Origin of the sequence: Streptomyces coeruleorubidus (assembly GCF_028885415.1) — a bacterium.
Lineage (GTDB): Bacteria > Actinomycetota > Actinomycetes > Streptomycetales > Streptomycetaceae > Streptomyces > Streptomyces coeruleorubidus_A.
On the sequence record NZ_CP118527.1, the window covers coordinates 4,086,968 to 4,101,542 of the forward strand.

Genomic DNA, 14,575 nt, shown 5'->3' on the forward strand with positions numbered 1-14,575 from the left:
CAGGTGACTCTTCAGGGCGGGTACTGAATTCGCGCGTGACTTTCAAGGTCGAGGGCAAAACCCCCTCGAAGGGCAGCGGCACGATCACGTCCGCCTCCGTGGACTGGGAACCACCAGCCTGCTGGTACGAGCCCTACTGGAAGGCCAAGAACTTCAAGACCTACACCGAGGCCAACTGGTCGATGTACGAGTCTGTCGGCGGCGACCCCGCGGGCATCGCCGACGACAAGGCGCGTTACAAGGGAGGCCACCCCTACAAGGACTTCAACGTCGACAAGAACGACGAGGGCATGTGGTGGGTGGCCGTCACGAATCCGAAGATGAAGGATGACCCTGCCGCCGGCGACTGCAAGCGCAAACCCTTCTGGGTGGACAACGGCGAAAACCCCGACGTCCCCCAGGCCATCGACACCGAGACCCTCGCCGGTCTCGCTCACCAGCGGACCGTCGTACCCCCGACCAAGATCTCCCTGGCCCCGAACGGCAAGTCGACGGTGAACGCTCCCACCTGGATCTGGTTGGACAAGGGCACCTTCAAGCCGGTTTCCGTCACGGCGAGTCTGCCCGGCACCGGGCTGTGGGCGACCACGACCGCCAAGCCGGTGAGCCTGCACATCGATCCGGGGACGGAGGACGCGGAGAGCCTTCCGGCGTCCGGCGAGTGCGTGATCAACGACGACGGGTCGATCGGAGAGCCGTACGCCAGGGGCAAGGCGGAGCTGACGCCTCCGTGCGGGGTGCGGTACCTGCGGTCCTCGGGAGACGGCTCCTACGCCCTCAAGGCGACACTCACCTGGGAGATCACCTGGGAAGGCTCGGGCGGCACGGGCGGTGACCTGCCCAACGGCATGTTCGCCACCACCACCGAGGTGCCGGTCCAGGAGTACCAGGCCGTCAACCGCTGACGTCGCGGAGAATGACCGGGCGCCCTTTCTCGTCGAGGAGAGGGCGCCCGCTCGGTCCGTCAGCGCAGGCGCCGCGCCCCTGCCGACGGCACCGCCTCGAACACGCGTGGGGCTGTGAAGCCCGCCGCGGCGAAGGCTTCCTGTACCGCCTTGGTGATCGCGTCCACGTCGGTCTCCTCCGCGAGGACGATCGCCGAGCCGCCGAAGCCGCCGCCGGTCATGCGGGCGCCGAGGGCGCCGGAGGTGAGGGCCGTGTCGACGACCAGGTCCAGTTCGGGGCAGGAGATGCGGAAGTCGTCGCGCAGGGAGGCGTGGCCGGCGATCAGGACCGGGCCGATCGCGCGGGTTTCGCCCGACTCCAGCAAGGACACCACCCGTTCGACGCGCTCGTTCTCCGTGACGATGTGGCGGACCAGGCGGCGGACCTCCTCCTCGTCGCCGAGGCGGGCCAGGGCCGCGTCCAGTTCCGCGTACGGCACGTCCCGCAGGGCGTCGACGCCGAGCAGCGCCGCGCCCTTCTCGCAGCCCGCGCGGCGCTTGCCGTACTCGCCCTCGCTGTGGGAGTGCTTGACCTGGGTGTCGACCACGAGCAGGCGCATGCCCTCGGCCGCCAGGTCGAAGGGGATCTGGCGCTGGGAGAGGTCGCGGGTGTCGAGGAAGAGGGCGTGGCCCGCCTCGCAGCACGCGGACGCGGTCTGGTCCATGATGCCGACCGGGGCGCCCACGTAGACGTTCTCCGCTCGCTGGCACAGGCGGGCCAGTTGCCAGCCCCGGAGGTCGAGGGAGAACAGGTCGTTCAGGGCGAGCGCCACGACCACCTCCAGCGCCGCCGACGACGACAGGCCCGCGCCCGACGGGACCGTGGAGGACAGGTGGATGTCCGCGCCGGTCACCGCGTGGCCGGCCTCGCGCAGGGCCCACACCACACCCGCCGGGTACGCCGTCCAGTTCTTGTCCGACTCGGGGGACAGGTCGTCCAGGCGGAGTTCGCTCACCCCGCCTTCGACGTCCGCCGAGTGCAGGCGCAGCACGCCGTCCTCGCGGCGTGAGACCGCCGCCACCGCCTTGTGCGGCAGGGCGAACGGCATGACGAAGCCGTCGTTGTAGTCGGTGTGCTCGCCGATGAGGTTGACGCGGCCCGGGGCCGCCCAGACTCCGTGCGGCTGGGCGCCGTATAGCTCCGTGAACCGTTCGGCGACCGCTCCGGCGACCGTGTCGGCAACAGCCTCGCTCATGCCTGACCCCTGACCCTTCGTTCCGTTCTAGTTGCCGCGCCGCTGCGCGAAGTCCCACGCGTCCGCGACGATGCCGTCGAGGTCCGCGCGGGACGGGTTCCAGCCCAGCTTCTCGCGGGCCGTGGCGGCCGATGCCACCAGGACCGCCGGATCGCCGCCCCGGCGCGGGGCCACGACCTCGGGGATCGGGTGGCCCGTCACCCGGCGGACCGTCTCGATGACCTCGCGGACGGAGAAGCCGTTGCCGTTGCCGAGGTTGCAGATGAGGTGCTCGCCGGGGGCAGCGGCCTTCAGGGCCAGCAGGTGGGCCTCGGCCAGGTCCGCCACGTGGATGTAGTCGCGCACGCAGGTGCCGTCCGGCGTCGGGTAGTCGTCGCCGAAGACGGAGATCGCCTCGCGCCTGCCCTGCGCGACCTGCAGGACGAGCGGGATCAGGTGGGACTCGGGGTCGTGGCGCTCGCCGTGCTCGCCGTACGCCCCGGCCACGTTGAAGTACCTCAAGGACACCGCGCCCAGTCCGTGGGCCGCCGCCTCGCCGGTGATCATGTGGTCGACGGCGAGCTTCGAGGCGCCGTACGGGTTGGTCGGGGAGGTGGGCGCCGACTCGACGATCGGGACCTGCTCCGGCTCGCCGTACGTCGCCGCCGTGGAGGAGAAGACGAGCTTGCGGACGCCCGCATCGCGCATCGCCGCCAGCAGGGCCATGGTGCCGCCGACGTTGTTGTCCCAGTACTTCTCCGGCTTCACGACCGACTCGCCGACCTGCGAGAACGCGGCGAAGTGGAGCACGCCGTCGAAGGAGGGGTCGAGCCACTTGGCGGCGTCGCGGATGTCGCCCTCGACGAACGTCGCGCCGGCGGGGACGCCCTCGCGGAATCCGGTCGAGAGGTTGTCGAGAACGACGACCTCGTGACCGGCTTCCAGCAGGTGCTGGGCGACCACGCTGCCGACGTAACCCGCGCCGCCCGTCACCAGGTACTTCCCGCTCATGAACTCGCTACCTCTCGCAGTCGCTCGGCCGCGCGCTCCGGCGGCACGTCGTTGATGAACACGTTCATGCCGGACTCGGAACCCGCGAGAAACTTCAGCTTGCCGGAAGTGCGGCGGATGGTGAAAAGCTCGAGGTGAAGCGCGAAGTCCTCACGCACGACCCCGTCGAACTCCTCCAGCGCGCCGAACGGGGCCTGGTGCCAGGCCGCGATGTACGGGGTCGGAGGCTCGCCCTCACCGAAGATCCGGTCGAAGCGCCTCAACAGTTCCAGATAAACCTTGGGGAACTCTGTGCGCGCGGCCTCGTCCAGCCCGAGCAGGTCGGGCACGCGGCGCTTGGGGTACAGGTGGACCTCGTACGGCCAGTGCGCCGTGTACGGCACGAAGGCCACCCAGTGCTCACCCTCCAGGACGACCCGCTCGTCGGCGAGTTCACGCTCCAGGACGGCGTCGAAGAGGTTCTCCCCGCCCGTCATCTCCTTGTGGGCCGCGACGGAACGCAGCATCAGGGCGGTGCGCGGGGTGGTGAAGGGGTAGGCGTAGATCTGCCCGTGCGTGTGCTGGAGGGTCACGCCGATCTCCGCGCCCCGGTTCTCGAAGCAGAACACCTGCTCGACGGAGGGGAGATGGGACAGCTCCGACGTACGGTCCGTCCACGCCTCCAGCACCAGGCCCGCCTGTTCCTCGGTGAGGTCGGCGAAGGAGGCGTTGTGGTCGGACGTGAAGCAGACGACCTCGCAGCGGCCGGAGTCGCCGGCCAGCGAGGGGAAGCGGTTCTCGAAGACGACGACGTCGTACGACGAGTCCGGGATCTCGCTCAGCCGGTCGCCCTCGGAGGGGCACAGGGGGCACTCGTCGGCCGGCGGATGGTAGGTGCGGCCCTGGCGGTGCGAGGCGATGGCGACCGAGTCGCCGAGCAGGGGGTCGCGGCGGATCTCGGACGTGGTGACGGTGCGGTCCAGCGGGCGGCGGTCGGCCGCGTCCCGCACGGTGTCGTCACGCAGGTCGTAGTAGATGAGCTCGCGACCGTCGGCCAGCCGGGTCGAGGTCTTCTTCACGCCGGACTCCTCATCCTTCAAACATAACCCAACATATCAAAACACAACCCCCCACAATCGTCAACATCACAATCAAACAAAGAGCATCAACAGATGTGTTCAATCACTGAAGACGGAGGCGTAGATTCCGCGGGGTATCGGTTCGCGCAACGAAGCGAGGGCTCATGCATCCCCCCACAGACCTGGCAGCCGAGCTGCGACTCCCCACGAACTGGCTCGACTACACGATCCTCGGCATCTACTTCGTCGTCGTCCTCGGCATCGGCTTCGCCGCCCGCCGCTCGGTGAAGACCAGCCTCGACTTCTTCCTCTCCGGCCGTTCCCTGCCCGCCTGGGTCACCGGCCTCGCCTTCATCGCCGCCAACCTGGGCGCCACCGAGATCCTGGGCATGGCCGCGAACAGCGCGCAGTACGGCGTCTACACCACCCACTGGTACTGGATCGGCGCCATCCCGGCCATGGTCTTCCTCGGCCTGGTGATGATGCCCTTCTACTACGGCTCCAAGGTCCGCTCGGTCCCGGAGTTCCTGCTGCTGCGCTTCGACAAGGCGGCGCACCTGCTCAGCTCGGGCCTCTTCGCCTGCGCCGCCATCCTCATCGCCGGCGTCAACCTCTACGCCCTGGCCATCGTCGTCGAGGCGCTGCTGGGCTGGCCGCAGTGGGTGGCGATCGTGGTCGCCGGCTTCTTCGTCCTGGCGTACATCACCCTCGGCGGCCTGTCCTCGGCGATCTACAACGAGGTCCTGCAGTTCTTCGTGATCCTCGCCGCGCTCATCCCGATCTCGGTCCTCGGCCTGAAGAAGGTGGGCGGCTGGGACGGCCTGTCCGGCTCCCTCACGCAGAGCCGCGGCGCCGACTTCATGACCTCCTGGGGCGGCACGGGTATCGGCAGCGACAACCCGCTGGGCGCCAACTGGCTGACGATCGTCCTCGGCCTCGGGTTCGTCCTCTCCTTCGGCTACTGGACGACGAATTTCGCCGAGGTGCAGCGCGCCCTGTCCGCGAAGAACCTCTCGGCTGCCCAGCGGACCCCGCTGATCGCCGCGTTCCCGAAGATCTTCATCGTGTTCCTGGTGATGATCCCGGGTCTGGTCGCCGCCGTGCTGGTCCCGAAGATCGGTACCGCCGGCTCCGACCTCCAGTACAACGACGCGATTCCCTACCTGATGGAGCAGCTCCTGCCGAACGGCGTGCTGGGCATCGCCGTGACGGGTCTGCTCGCCGCCTTCATGGCGGGCATGGCGGCGAACGTGTCGTCGTTCAACACGGTGTTCACGACGGACATCTGGGCGAAGTACGTCGTGAAGGGGCGCCAGGACGAGTACTACGTGCGCTTCGGCCGCCTGATCACCGCGATCGGCGTCCTGGCCTCCATCGGCACGGCGTTCCTCGCGTCGTCCTTCTCCAACATCATGAGCTACCTCCAGACACTGTTCTCCTTCTTCAACGTGCCGATGTTCGTGGTCTTCATCATCGGCATGTTCTGGAAGCGGGCGTCCATGAAGTCCGGCTTCTGGGGCCTGGTCGCCGGCACGACGGCGGCGATGGTGAACTACTTCTGGATCTACAAGCAGGGCATCGTCGACATCCCCTCCGACCAGGGGGCCAACTTCGTCTCGGCGATCGCGGGGTTCGTCGCGGGCGCGGTCGTCATGGTGGCGGTGTCGCTCTTCACCGCGCCGAAGCCGGTCGAGGAACTCCAGGGGCTGGTCTACGGCACGACCTCGCCGGGCATGGCGGAGCCGCCGGCGCCCGGGGACGAGGCCTGGTACCGCAAGCCGGCCCTGCTGGGCTGGGGCGCGGTGATTCTGGCCGCGGCCTGCTATGTCCCGTTCTCGTTCTGACCGCTTTCTGATCTGGGAGTTGAGGGAACATGTCCGAGTTCTACTCGGAGAAGGACGTGCAGCGGGAAGTCACCGAGCTGCAAGGCAAGTCGGCGACGGCTGCGCGGCTGTTCGACATCCGGCGGATCATCGGCGGGCTGTTCGTGGTCTACGGGGTCATCGTCACGATCGCGGGGTTCACGGCGTCCGACGCCGACATCGACAAGGCGGAGGGTGTGAACATCAACCTGTGGACCGGGATGGGGATGCTCGCGCTGGGGGTGTTCTTCCTGGTGTGGCTGAAGCTGCGGCCTGTGGCTCCGCCGCCGGATGTCGTGCCCGGGGAGGAGAAGCCGCCCCAATAACGCGCGTTCGCGCACGCGAGACGCCCGCCGGGTTTCTGACCGGCGGGCGCCTGGGTGGATGGGCCGGGGTGTCTAGGCCTTCACCCACTTGTGGGACCTCAGCTTGACGCTCGACCCGTCGCTCTGGGTGTTCCCGCACCAGTCCTTCCCGGCCGACGCGTAGTAGGACCTGTAGTTCGTCTGGAAGTAGAAAAGCACCGTCTCAAGGTTGTTGGGGTCTTCGGTGCCGTGGTTGCAGATGGACCTCACCCTGCCGTGGAACTGCTTGTCCCCGTCGAGCCAGTTGGGGTCGTCGCCCAGCCACTTCTGCATGACTCCGGTGCCGTTGAGGCCCGTGTAGACGCAGATGTACCCGCGCTTGCAGTCCTCGAAGGGAGCCGCGGGGCCGACATCGGCTCCCGCGCCGCTCGCCGCGCCCAGGGTGAGGGCGACGGACGCGCCGAGCGCGGTGAGAACGGAACGTGTGCGCATGGGTCCTCCTCGTTTCGCGATCCGGCCCGCTGAGTGGCGGGCCTGTCGTGGTCACGGCACCCACGCTGCCTGTCCGCCTCCCCACGCCCCATGGCCTTGCGTCACAACGCACAGGCTTGACGTCGCAGGTCAGGGCATGGGACCGGCGCCGTGGACGAGGGCGGTGCCGAGTGCGGTGCGGGTGTGCAGGACGCTGGTGCCGGTGCGTTCGGTGGTGACCAGGGCGGCGCGGCGCAGGACGGCGGCGTGGCGGCTCGCGGTGGAGGGCGAGGTGTTCAGACGGGCGGCGAGAGAGGTGGTGGTGTGCGGGGTGTCCAGACAGCGCAGGGCGACGGCGCGGGTGGGGCCCAGCAGCTCGTCCAGGGCCGTCGGCGACGGGTGGACGGAGTTGTCGGGGAGCCAGAGCTCGCCTCGGGCCACGGGGTAGACCAGAACGGGCTGGAGAGCGGGGTCGGCGAGCGTGATGGGCAGGTGGTGGGCGTAGAGGCTGGGGATGACGGTCAGGCCGCGGCCGTCGAGACGCAGATCGCGGTCGACGGGGTAGTCGGCCTCCAGGACCGGCGGCCTCCAGCGCAGGGTGGGGCCGAGGCGGGCGAGGAGCGCTTCGCTGCCGTCGTCGAGCAGACGCCGGGCCCGGCCCTGCAGGTCCGTCCCGACCAGGGCGGCCCGCACCTCCGCGTGCGGGGCGAGAACGACCTGGTGGTAGCGGCGTAACGCCGCGCCCAGGCGCCGCAGGGCGGGCGGGCGGCCGTGGGCGAGGTCGTCCAGCCAGGCCGCGGGCCGGGCCTGTCCTGCGGCCAGGCGGGAGATGTCGCCGTGCAGTCGGCGTGTGCCCGTCGACAGCACCGCGTCGATCCCCGTCTCGAGATCCGCCACCGGTCCGGTGGTGGCCGGGGTCAGGAAGTCCGGGAAGTACCCGGTGGGCGGCACCAGTGAGGTCAGCAACCCCACCTCCGCCCCCATCCCCTGCGCGGCCAGCTGCATGCGGGTGCGCCGCGCCCATGCGGTGAAAAAGAAGAAGGGCCGGGCCAGTTGGTGCAGGCTCACCACCGTCTCCCACAGCGGATCCGCCCGCCGTGCCAGCCGTATCCGTCCCAGATCCGCGGAAGTGAAGTGAATGCGAAGCACGCGTCCCCCGGTGTGATGCCGTGCGATATCTCCGATGTCGCCGATGCCCCCGACTGTGCCGCTCCGCCTCGCCGCGCGGCCAGGAAGTCCGCGTCCCGACTCGGCGCGGGACGGGTGTCACCGCGTTGACCTGTTGTGACGCAGACGCGTGGGGACGGACCTGGAATGCTGGGGCGGGAGTCGGATGGAGCCGTCACGGGGGTGGAGGGCTTGCGGGAGGCTGAAGGGGTCCGGGAGCTGGCCGCGGTGCTGGCGGGGCTCAAGGGGCGCAGCGGGCTCAGCTATCAGGAACTGGGGCAGCGGGTCTTCACGAGCCGTTCCACCCTGCACCGGTACTGCACCGGGAAGGCGGTCCCGGGCGACTACGGCCTTGTCGTCCGGATCGCCACGGAGTGCGGGGCCGACGCGGCGGAGCTGAACGAGCTGCTGCGCTGCTGGAAGGCGGCAACGGGCCAGGGGTCGGACCAGGACTCGGATCCGGCGACGGGCCAGAGGCAGGACGCCGGCCCATCGGCCCGCGCCGCGCCACCTCCTGCCGACCCGCCGGCGAAGCGGCGACGGCATCCCCTTGGCCTGCGCCTGGTCCTGGCCGTCGTCGTGGCGCTCGTCGTTCTCGCCACGGCCGTCGCGAGCGCTCCCCGGGAGACGGGGGCGGCGGCCGCCCCGCCTCCGCCCGAGGTGACGGGTTGGGCGCAGACGCCGTCGCCGGTCGATCCGCGGCTGTTCGGCGTGACGATGAACAGCTTCAGCGGGGCCATGCCGTCCTTCCGGGTGGGCGCGTTACGGCTGTGGGACAGCGAGACCCGCTGGGCCCAAGTGGAGCCCCTGCGCGGGAAGTTCGACTGGTCCACCCTCGACCGGCTGCTCGACGCCGCCGAACGGCAGGGCCTGCCCACGCTGTTCGTCTTCGGCGGCACGCCCGCCTGGGCCGCCCCCGACGCCCGCAAGGCCGCCTACTCGGAGGGCGCCCGGGCGGCACCACCGGACGACCTCGACGACTGGGACGCCTTCGTACGGGCCCTCGTACGGCACGCGGGCGACCGGATCGACGCGTACGAGCTGTGGGTGATGGCCAACCACCCCCACCACTACAACGGCAGTGTGAAGACGCTCGTCGAGATGACGCGCCGCGCGAGCCGCATCATCCGGGAGCGCGACAGGGACGCGGTCGTGGTCTGCCCGTCCATGACCGAGCTGTGGAAGGAGGCGTCGCACGAGTACCTGCTGGGGTTCGCCGCGCTGGGCGGATACCAGCACTGCGACGCGGCGGGGATCAAGCTCTACCAGCAGCGGGTCACGGACCCGCCGGAGACCATGCTGGAGGCGGTGCGGAAGGTCGACCGCACCTTCCAGCGGGCGGGCTACCACCTGCCGCTGTGGAACACGGGCACGACACAGACGCTGCAGCTGAACGACCCGCTGGACGAGGACATGGCGGCCGACTACGCCGTCCGCTTCTATCTGACGGGTCTGTACGCGCGCAAGGTCCAGCGGATGTACTTCTACGCCTGGGGCCACGGCAGCATCCCCCTCGTCCTCCAGGCCGAGGGCGAGCCGCCCACCAAGGCAGGCCTGTACGTCGGCCGCCTGCAGCAGTGGCTGGCCCACGCCTCGGTCCGCTCCTGCGGGCACGGCCTGGAGATCGCCCTGCCCGAGAACGTCTGGCAGTGCGAGTTCCGCATCCCCGACGCATACGGCGTCCCCCGCACCGCCCGCATCCGCTGGACCTACACCGGCACGGCCGACGTCCCCGTGGGCGCCGGAGCACGACGCGTCCAGCATCTCGACGGCACCACCCGCACGGTCGACGCCCGGGACACCGTGCGGCTCACGGGACGACCGGTGCTGATCCGGTACTGATCCGTACCGGTCCTGTACGACTGCTCTACGCCTCCGGCCCCGTCCCCGTCTCCGGCCTCTCCGACACCGTCCGGCCCACCGGTCCCGCCCGGTCCAGCAGCCCCGTCCTCGCCGCCAGCGCCGCCGCCTCCAACCGCGAACCCACCCCCAGTTTCATCAGGACCCGCTGGACGTGCGTCCGGGCCGTCGACGGCGCGATGCCCATGCCCGCCGCGATGAGGCGGGTGTCCTCGCCGTCGGCGACGCGGAGCAGGACCTCGACCTCCCTCGGGGTCAGCATCTGGAGCAACCGCTGGCCCTCGTCGTCCGGCTGGGCCGCCGGGTTGAGCAACTCGCTGAACGCGCCTTGCAGTAGCTGCGGTGCCACGGCCGCCTCCCCGGCCCGGGCCTTCATAATCGCCCGCTCGACGCCCTCTATGCGTTCGTCGTGACGTACGTACCCCGACGCGCCCGCGGCGAAGGCGGCCGCGATGCCGCGTGGGCTCGGTACCGGTCCCAGGACCAGGACCGCGACCTGCGGACGCTCGCGCTTGATCCGCACCACCGGGTCGAAGATCCCCGGCTCCGCCGGCGTGGCCGTCCCCAGCAGGCACACCTCCGGCGCCCGTGTGATCACCAGCTCCGCCGCCCCCGCGGCCGGCGCCGCCGCGGCCAGCACCCGGTGCCCCCTCAGCTTCAACGCCGAGGCCAGCGCCTCGGCCAGCAGTCGGTGGTCGTCGACCACCATGAGCCGCACTCCCATCGAGCAACCCCCCAGTCACCCCGGTCCCCCCAGATGGAAGCCCCCCCGGCTCCCCGGCCTTCATGCCCCCGGAAGCTACACGCTTGTTCGACGTTGCGCTCCCCCTACCCGCGAGAATCGCCCCGGATCGCCGAAATTCCTCTCATTCGAGGTTGACTGAGCCGAAAGCGAACGGTCCCGCCCCTGAACAGGGACGGGACCGTATCCGCATCGAGTCGATCACCAGGCGGCCATCGATCGATCAGCTCGTACCGAAGCCGATCGCCAGATACTCCTTCTCACTCGTGCTGCTGGTCCGCTTGCTGGCGTACACCTTGGACATGAACAGGTGCCCGTCGCCGTACAGCAACTCGGAGTACTCCGGCGACATGGCGGCCTCCACGTCGCGCACCGTGTCCGTCGCCGGGTTCTCCAGCAGCTTCGTCTGCTTGAAGCTGCCCCCGTCGATGCTCACGATCTGCCCGCCCTTGTCGTACGGCGGCCGCTTGTACGCGATCAGGTTGCCGCCGTCCATGCGCAGCGGCGAGATCGTGTAGCCGTCGCCCGCGTCGGCCCGCTGCCCGGTCTGCTTGCCGGTGGCGAGGTCGAAGGCGACGATCTCGTTGGTGTCGCTGTACTCTCCGCTGCCGTCGTGCTCCTCGGTCGGCAGGTACAGCCGGTCGTTGCCGACGGCCAGCATGTTGCAGGACTCGATGCGGGTGACGCCCTCGCAGCGGGCCGCGAACTGCTCGCCCGGCGCGCTGATGCGCCTGCGCAGCTCGCCGGTCTTGTTGTCGATGGAGAAGAAGTCGGAGATGCCGCTGCCGTCGCCCGCGGAGTCGCCGACGTCGGCGGCCACGACGAGCGGCTCGGTCGACACGATGCTCGCGTACTCGATGCCCTGGGACATCTTGTACTCCGAGATCACCTTCCCGGACTTCGGGTCGATGGTCTGGATGTGCAGCTGCCGCTGCTCGTACGTTCCGCACTTGCGCACCGCGACCAGCTTCTCGCCGCCGCCGTACCCGGCGTCGTAGCAGGAGTCGGCCGGCTTCGGGCTCCACAGGAGCTTGCCGGAGACGTCGAAGGCGGCGCCGCCGCTGGAGCTGCCGACGGCGACGGTGTCGCCGCTGATCGTGACGTTGTCGAAGTTGATCAGCTGGTCACCGGTCTTGACGGTCTTGGTCCACAGCCTCTTGCCGGCGTCGAGATCGATCACGGCGATCTGGCTGCACCCGTGGGACGGGTCGGCCTTGGTCGGCATCGCGGGCTGGTAGAGGATCGCCGTCTTGTTGTCGTCGGTGACGTGGCGGCTGGCCTGGCAGACCGGGCCGTCCAGCGGGATCGTCCACTGCTCGCCGCCCTTGTCGCGGTCGTAGCCGACGATCTCGGCGACACCGCTCTTGGCGTACGTCTTGTCGGTGAGCCACGAGCCGGAGACGACGACCGTGCTGTCGTTCTTCACCTCGGGCATCGGGACCTGGAAGAGGACCTTGGCGCTGGGGTCGGCCGGGGCCTTCTCCTTGCCGCCGGAGCTGGTGCCGCCGTTGTTGTCGTCCGTGCCGCCGGTGCCGCCGCCGGAGCTGGCGGTGTCGTCCTTCTTGCCGTCGTCCTTGGACGTGGAGTACCAGACGCCGCCGCCGACGATCAGTGCGATCGCCACGACAGCGGCGACGATGATGGCCAGCTGCGCGTTGAACTTCCGGCCTCCGCCCGGCTGTCCGGGCTGCGGCTGGAGCGGCATGGTCGGCTGCGGATAGGCGTAACCGGGCTGCTGCCCGTATCCCGGCTGCTGGCCCGGCTGGCCGTAAGGCGCCTGCGGCGGCTGCCCGTACGGCCCCGGCTGCTGCTGGCCGGGGTAGCCGTAGCCGGGCGGAGCCTGCGGCGGCTGGGGCGCCTGCTCAGCCCCCTGCGGATAGCCGTAGCCCGGCTGCGGCTGCTGCGCGGGCGGCGGGGGCGGCGTCTGCGGAGCCGCCGGCGGGGGCGACTGCGGAGCCTGCGGATAGCCGTACCCCGGCTGCGGGGGCTGGTCCTGGGGCGGCCCGAAGCCTCCCCCGGGCGGCGGCTGTTGGGGCGGCGGAGGCGGCGGCTGGGTCATGGCGTGAGTACCTCGGGGAAGGGGACGGACGACGAAGACGAAGGCGGATCCGAAGGGGGAAGAGTCACTTGCCGTAGGCGAGCATCAACTTCTCCTTCGTGTCGTCGTTTCCGCTCAGCCGCGTGGTCGAGATGTAGAAGCGCCCGTCGACCCAGTCGGTGTCCTTGGAGAAGAAGCCGTTCTCGATGTCCGCGGCACCCTGCGGGTTCTGGAGCAGCTTGACCGGCTTGTGGCCGCTGCCGCCGGTCGGGATGGACACGACCTGGCCGCCCGCGTCGTACGACGGCTGCACATAGGCGATGAGCTTGCCGCCCTCGACCTTCATCGGCAGCATCGACTCGTCGGCCGGGGACTTCACCCGCCACTTCTCCTTGCCGTCGGCGAGGTTGACCGCGACGATCTCGTTGGCGCCGGTGGTCGCCTCCGTCGGGAGGTAGAGCGTGGTGTCGTCGACGGCGACGCCCTGGCAGCCCTGGAGGTCGCGTTCGAGGATGGCCCAGCCGCACTCGGGGGCGAAGTCCTCGTCGAAGCCGACCTGCGAGCGGAACTTGCCGCCGGAGGTGAAGGTGGAGATGTTCCAGGCCTTCTTGTCCTTGTTGGTGCTGTAGACGACCAGCGGGCTGACCGAGTAGGTGCGCGCGACCCGCCAGCCCTTGTCGAACGGCTGGGTCCACTTGACGTCGCCGGTGCGCGGGTCGAGCTCCTGCACCTCGTCGTGCTCCTTGTCGGTGCCGGCAGCGCAGGAGGCGACGGCGATCAGCTTCTCGCCGCCGGCGAACGCGGAGGGGAAGCAGGCGCTGCCGTAGCGCTTGTGGTCGAAGAGCTTGTCGCCGCTGGTGACGTCGTAGGCCGTGCCGGACTGTGAGCGGCCCACCATCAGCGTCTTGCCGGTGATGGACAGTTCGACGGAGAGCGTGGAGTCGAACAGTGCGCCGTCGCCGACCTCCTCCTTCCAGCCCTTCTCGCCCGTGTCGAGGTCGATCTCCTGGAGCTGGTTGCACTTGGCGCGGTCGCTGCTGCCGCTCATGTACGCGACGACGATCTTGTCGTCGGACGTCTTCTGCGGGGTGGTCGCGCAGATCTTCTGCGGGAAGGTGATCGCGTCCCAGGCCGGCTTGCCGTCACCGACGTTGTAGGCGAAGAGCTGCTTGTACGCCGCTTTCACCGCCGCCTTGTCGGTGATCCACATGCCGGGGGCGTCGGCGCCGGAACCGGGCGCGTCGGGCGCCTCCTTGTACCAGAGGACCTTCGCCTCGCCGGCCTGGCGGCCCTCGTTGAGGTTCTCCGGGTCCTCGCCGCCGTCGCCGCTGCCGTCACCGGGGTTGACCGGGGCGGAGGAGCCGGGCTCGGCGTCGTCGCTCTGCTGGGCGACCGGCTTCTTCTCGCCCTCGCCGCTGTCGCCGCCGGTGACGGCCCACACGGTGCCGCCGACGACGAGCAGCGCGGCTACCGCGGCGCCGATGATGATGGCCGGCTTGCCCTTGAAGGGGCTGCGCGAACCGCCCCCGGGCGGGGTGCCGGGGGCGCCGGGGTACTGCGGCTGCTGCGGGTAGCCGTAGCCGGGCTGGCCGTACGGACCCGGCTGCTGCGGCTGGCCGTAGGGGCCGGAGTTGTACGGTCCCGGCTGCCCGTACGGTCCGGGCTGCTGCGGGGGCTGCTGGGGATAGCCGTATCCAGGCTGCGGCGGCCCCTGCGGGGGCGGCGGCGTCTGGGGCGGTCCCTGGGGCGGCGGCGGGGTCTGCGGTGCCCCGAAGCCACCGCCCTGCGGCGGCTGGTTCTGCGGTGCTCCGAAGCCACCGTGCGGCGGCTGACTGGGCGGCTGAGTCATCAGCGGCTCCCCCGTTCGATCACTGATTTTTAGCCACGCCCTGAGATACGAAATGGGCTCAGAGTCGCTTCATGAAGTTCTAAGACGACTCTT

At 69.9% G+C, this 14,575-nt stretch carries 12 protein-coding genes; 4 read left to right on the forward strand and 8 right to left on the reverse strand.

Translation table 11 applies throughout. From position 1 onward, the window contains the following. Window positions 1-35: 35 nt before the first annotated feature. Window positions 36-905, forward strand: coding sequence for a hypothetical protein (locus tag PV963_RS18870; protein WP_274816904.1), 870 nt, complete (start codon window positions 36-38; stop codon window positions 903-905). A 59-nt stretch (window positions 906-964) separates the two neighbouring features. On the opposite strand, the gene galK is transcribed toward PV963_RS18870, so the two are convergent. Genes galK through galT form a run of 3 tightly spaced genes read right to left on the reverse strand, consistent with a single transcriptional unit; the run spans window position 965 to window position 4,188 of the window. Beyond that, the gene (gene galK / locus PV963_RS18875) at window positions 965-2,140 is read right to left on the reverse strand and encodes a galactokinase (protein ID WP_274816905.1); all 1,176 of its coding nucleotides are present in this window, start codon (window positions 2,138-2,140) and stop codon (window positions 965-967) included. Between the two features lie 27 nt (window positions 2,141-2,167). Continuing rightward, the gene (galE, locus tag PV963_RS18880) at window positions 2,168-3,130 is read right to left on the reverse strand and encodes a UDP-glucose 4-epimerase GalE (protein WP_274816906.1); all 963 of its coding nucleotides are present in this window, start codon (window positions 3,128-3,130) and stop codon (window positions 2,168-2,170) included. Continuing rightward, complete coding sequence (gene galT / locus PV963_RS18885) at window positions 3,127-4,188, reverse strand: galactose-1-phosphate uridylyltransferase (RefSeq protein WP_274816907.1); 1,062 nt, start codon at window positions 4,186-4,188, stop codon at window positions 3,127-3,129. The genes galE and galT overlap by 4 nt, the downstream gene beginning before the upstream one ends. A gap of 164 nt (window positions 4,189-4,352) precedes the next feature. On the opposite strand from galT, the gene PV963_RS18890 reads away from it, so the two are divergent. Further along, a complete protein-coding gene (locus tag PV963_RS18890) occupies window positions 4,353-6,032 on the forward strand; it encodes a sodium:solute symporter family protein (RefSeq protein ID WP_274816908.1) in 1,680 nt (559 codons plus the stop codon). Window positions 6,033-6,061: 29 nt separating this feature from the next. Then, window positions 6,062-6,376 (forward strand): hypothetical protein, encoded by a 315-nt coding sequence (locus PV963_RS18895; protein WP_274816909.1) that lies wholly within the window; start codon window positions 6,062-6,064, stop codon window positions 6,374-6,376. A gap of 72 nt (window positions 6,377-6,448) precedes the next feature. Here the strand turns inward: PV963_RS18895 and PV963_RS18900 are convergent, their stop codons facing one another. Further along, complete coding sequence (locus PV963_RS18900) at window positions 6,449-6,847, reverse strand: peptidase inhibitor family I36 protein (RefSeq protein WP_274816910.1); 399 nt, start codon at window positions 6,845-6,847, stop codon at window positions 6,449-6,451. A 129-nt stretch (window positions 6,848-6,976) separates the two neighbouring features. Then, on the reverse strand, window positions 6,977-7,894 hold the full coding sequence (locus PV963_RS18905) for an ArsR/SmtB family transcription factor (protein WP_274816911.1): 918 nt from the start codon (window positions 7,892-7,894) through the stop codon (window positions 6,977-6,979). A gap of 291 nt (window positions 7,895-8,185) precedes the next feature. On the opposite strand from PV963_RS18905, the gene PV963_RS18910 reads away from it, so the two are divergent. Continuing rightward, entirely contained in the window at window positions 8,186-9,835 is a 1,650-nt protein-coding gene (locus PV963_RS18910; RefSeq protein WP_274816912.1) for a helix-turn-helix domain-containing protein, read from the forward strand. 25 nt (window positions 9,836-9,860) lie between these two features. Here the strand turns inward: PV963_RS18910 and PV963_RS18915 are convergent, their stop codons facing one another. From PV963_RS18915 to PV963_RS18925, 3 genes are all read right to left on the reverse strand, one after another. Beyond that, window positions 9,861-10,577 (reverse strand): helix-turn-helix transcriptional regulator, encoded by a 717-nt coding sequence (locus tag PV963_RS18915; protein WP_274816913.1) that lies wholly within the window; start codon window positions 10,575-10,577, stop codon window positions 9,861-9,863. Between the two features lie 241 nt (window positions 10,578-10,818). After that, window positions 10,819-12,654, reverse strand: coding sequence for a PQQ-binding-like beta-propeller repeat protein (locus PV963_RS18920; RefSeq protein ID WP_274816914.1), 1,836 nt, complete (start codon window positions 12,652-12,654; stop codon window positions 10,819-10,821). A gap of 64 nt (window positions 12,655-12,718) precedes the next feature. Then, entirely contained in the window at window positions 12,719-14,482 is a 1,764-nt protein-coding gene (locus PV963_RS18925; RefSeq protein ID WP_274816915.1) for a PQQ-binding-like beta-propeller repeat protein, read from the reverse strand. Between the last annotated feature and the right edge of the window lie 93 nt (window positions 14,483-14,575).

Excerpts from the sequence above, each read along its gene's own strand:
- galK (WP_274816905.1), bottom strand. The coding sequence starts at position 2,140 with ATGAGCGAGGCTGTTGCCGACACGGTCGCCGGAGCGGTCGCCGAACGG.
- galE (WP_274816906.1), bottom strand. The coding sequence starts at position 3,130 with ATGAGCGGGAAGTACCTGGTGACGGGCGGCGCGGGTTACGTCGGCAGC.
- PV963_RS18890 (WP_274816908.1), top strand. The coding sequence starts at position 4,353 with ATGCATCCCCCCACAGACCTGGCAGCCGAGCTGCGACTCCCCACGAAC.
- PV963_RS18895 (WP_274816909.1), top strand. The coding sequence starts at position 6,062 with ATGTCCGAGTTCTACTCGGAGAAGGACGTGCAGCGGGAAGTCACCGAG.
- PV963_RS18900 (WP_274816910.1), bottom strand. The coding sequence starts at position 6,847 with ATGCGCACACGTTCCGTTCTCACCGCGCTCGGCGCGTCCGTCGCCCTC.
- PV963_RS18915 (WP_274816913.1), bottom strand. The coding sequence starts at position 10,577 with ATGGGAGTGCGGCTCATGGTGGTCGACGACCACCGACTGCTGGCCGAG.
- PV963_RS18920 (WP_274816914.1), bottom strand. The coding sequence starts at position 12,654 with ATGACCCAGCCGCCGCCTCCGCCGCCCCAACAGCCGCCGCCCGGGGGA.
- PV963_RS18925 (WP_274816915.1), bottom strand. The coding sequence starts at position 14,482 with ATGACTCAGCCGCCCAGTCAGCCGCCGCACGGTGGCTTCGGAGCACCG.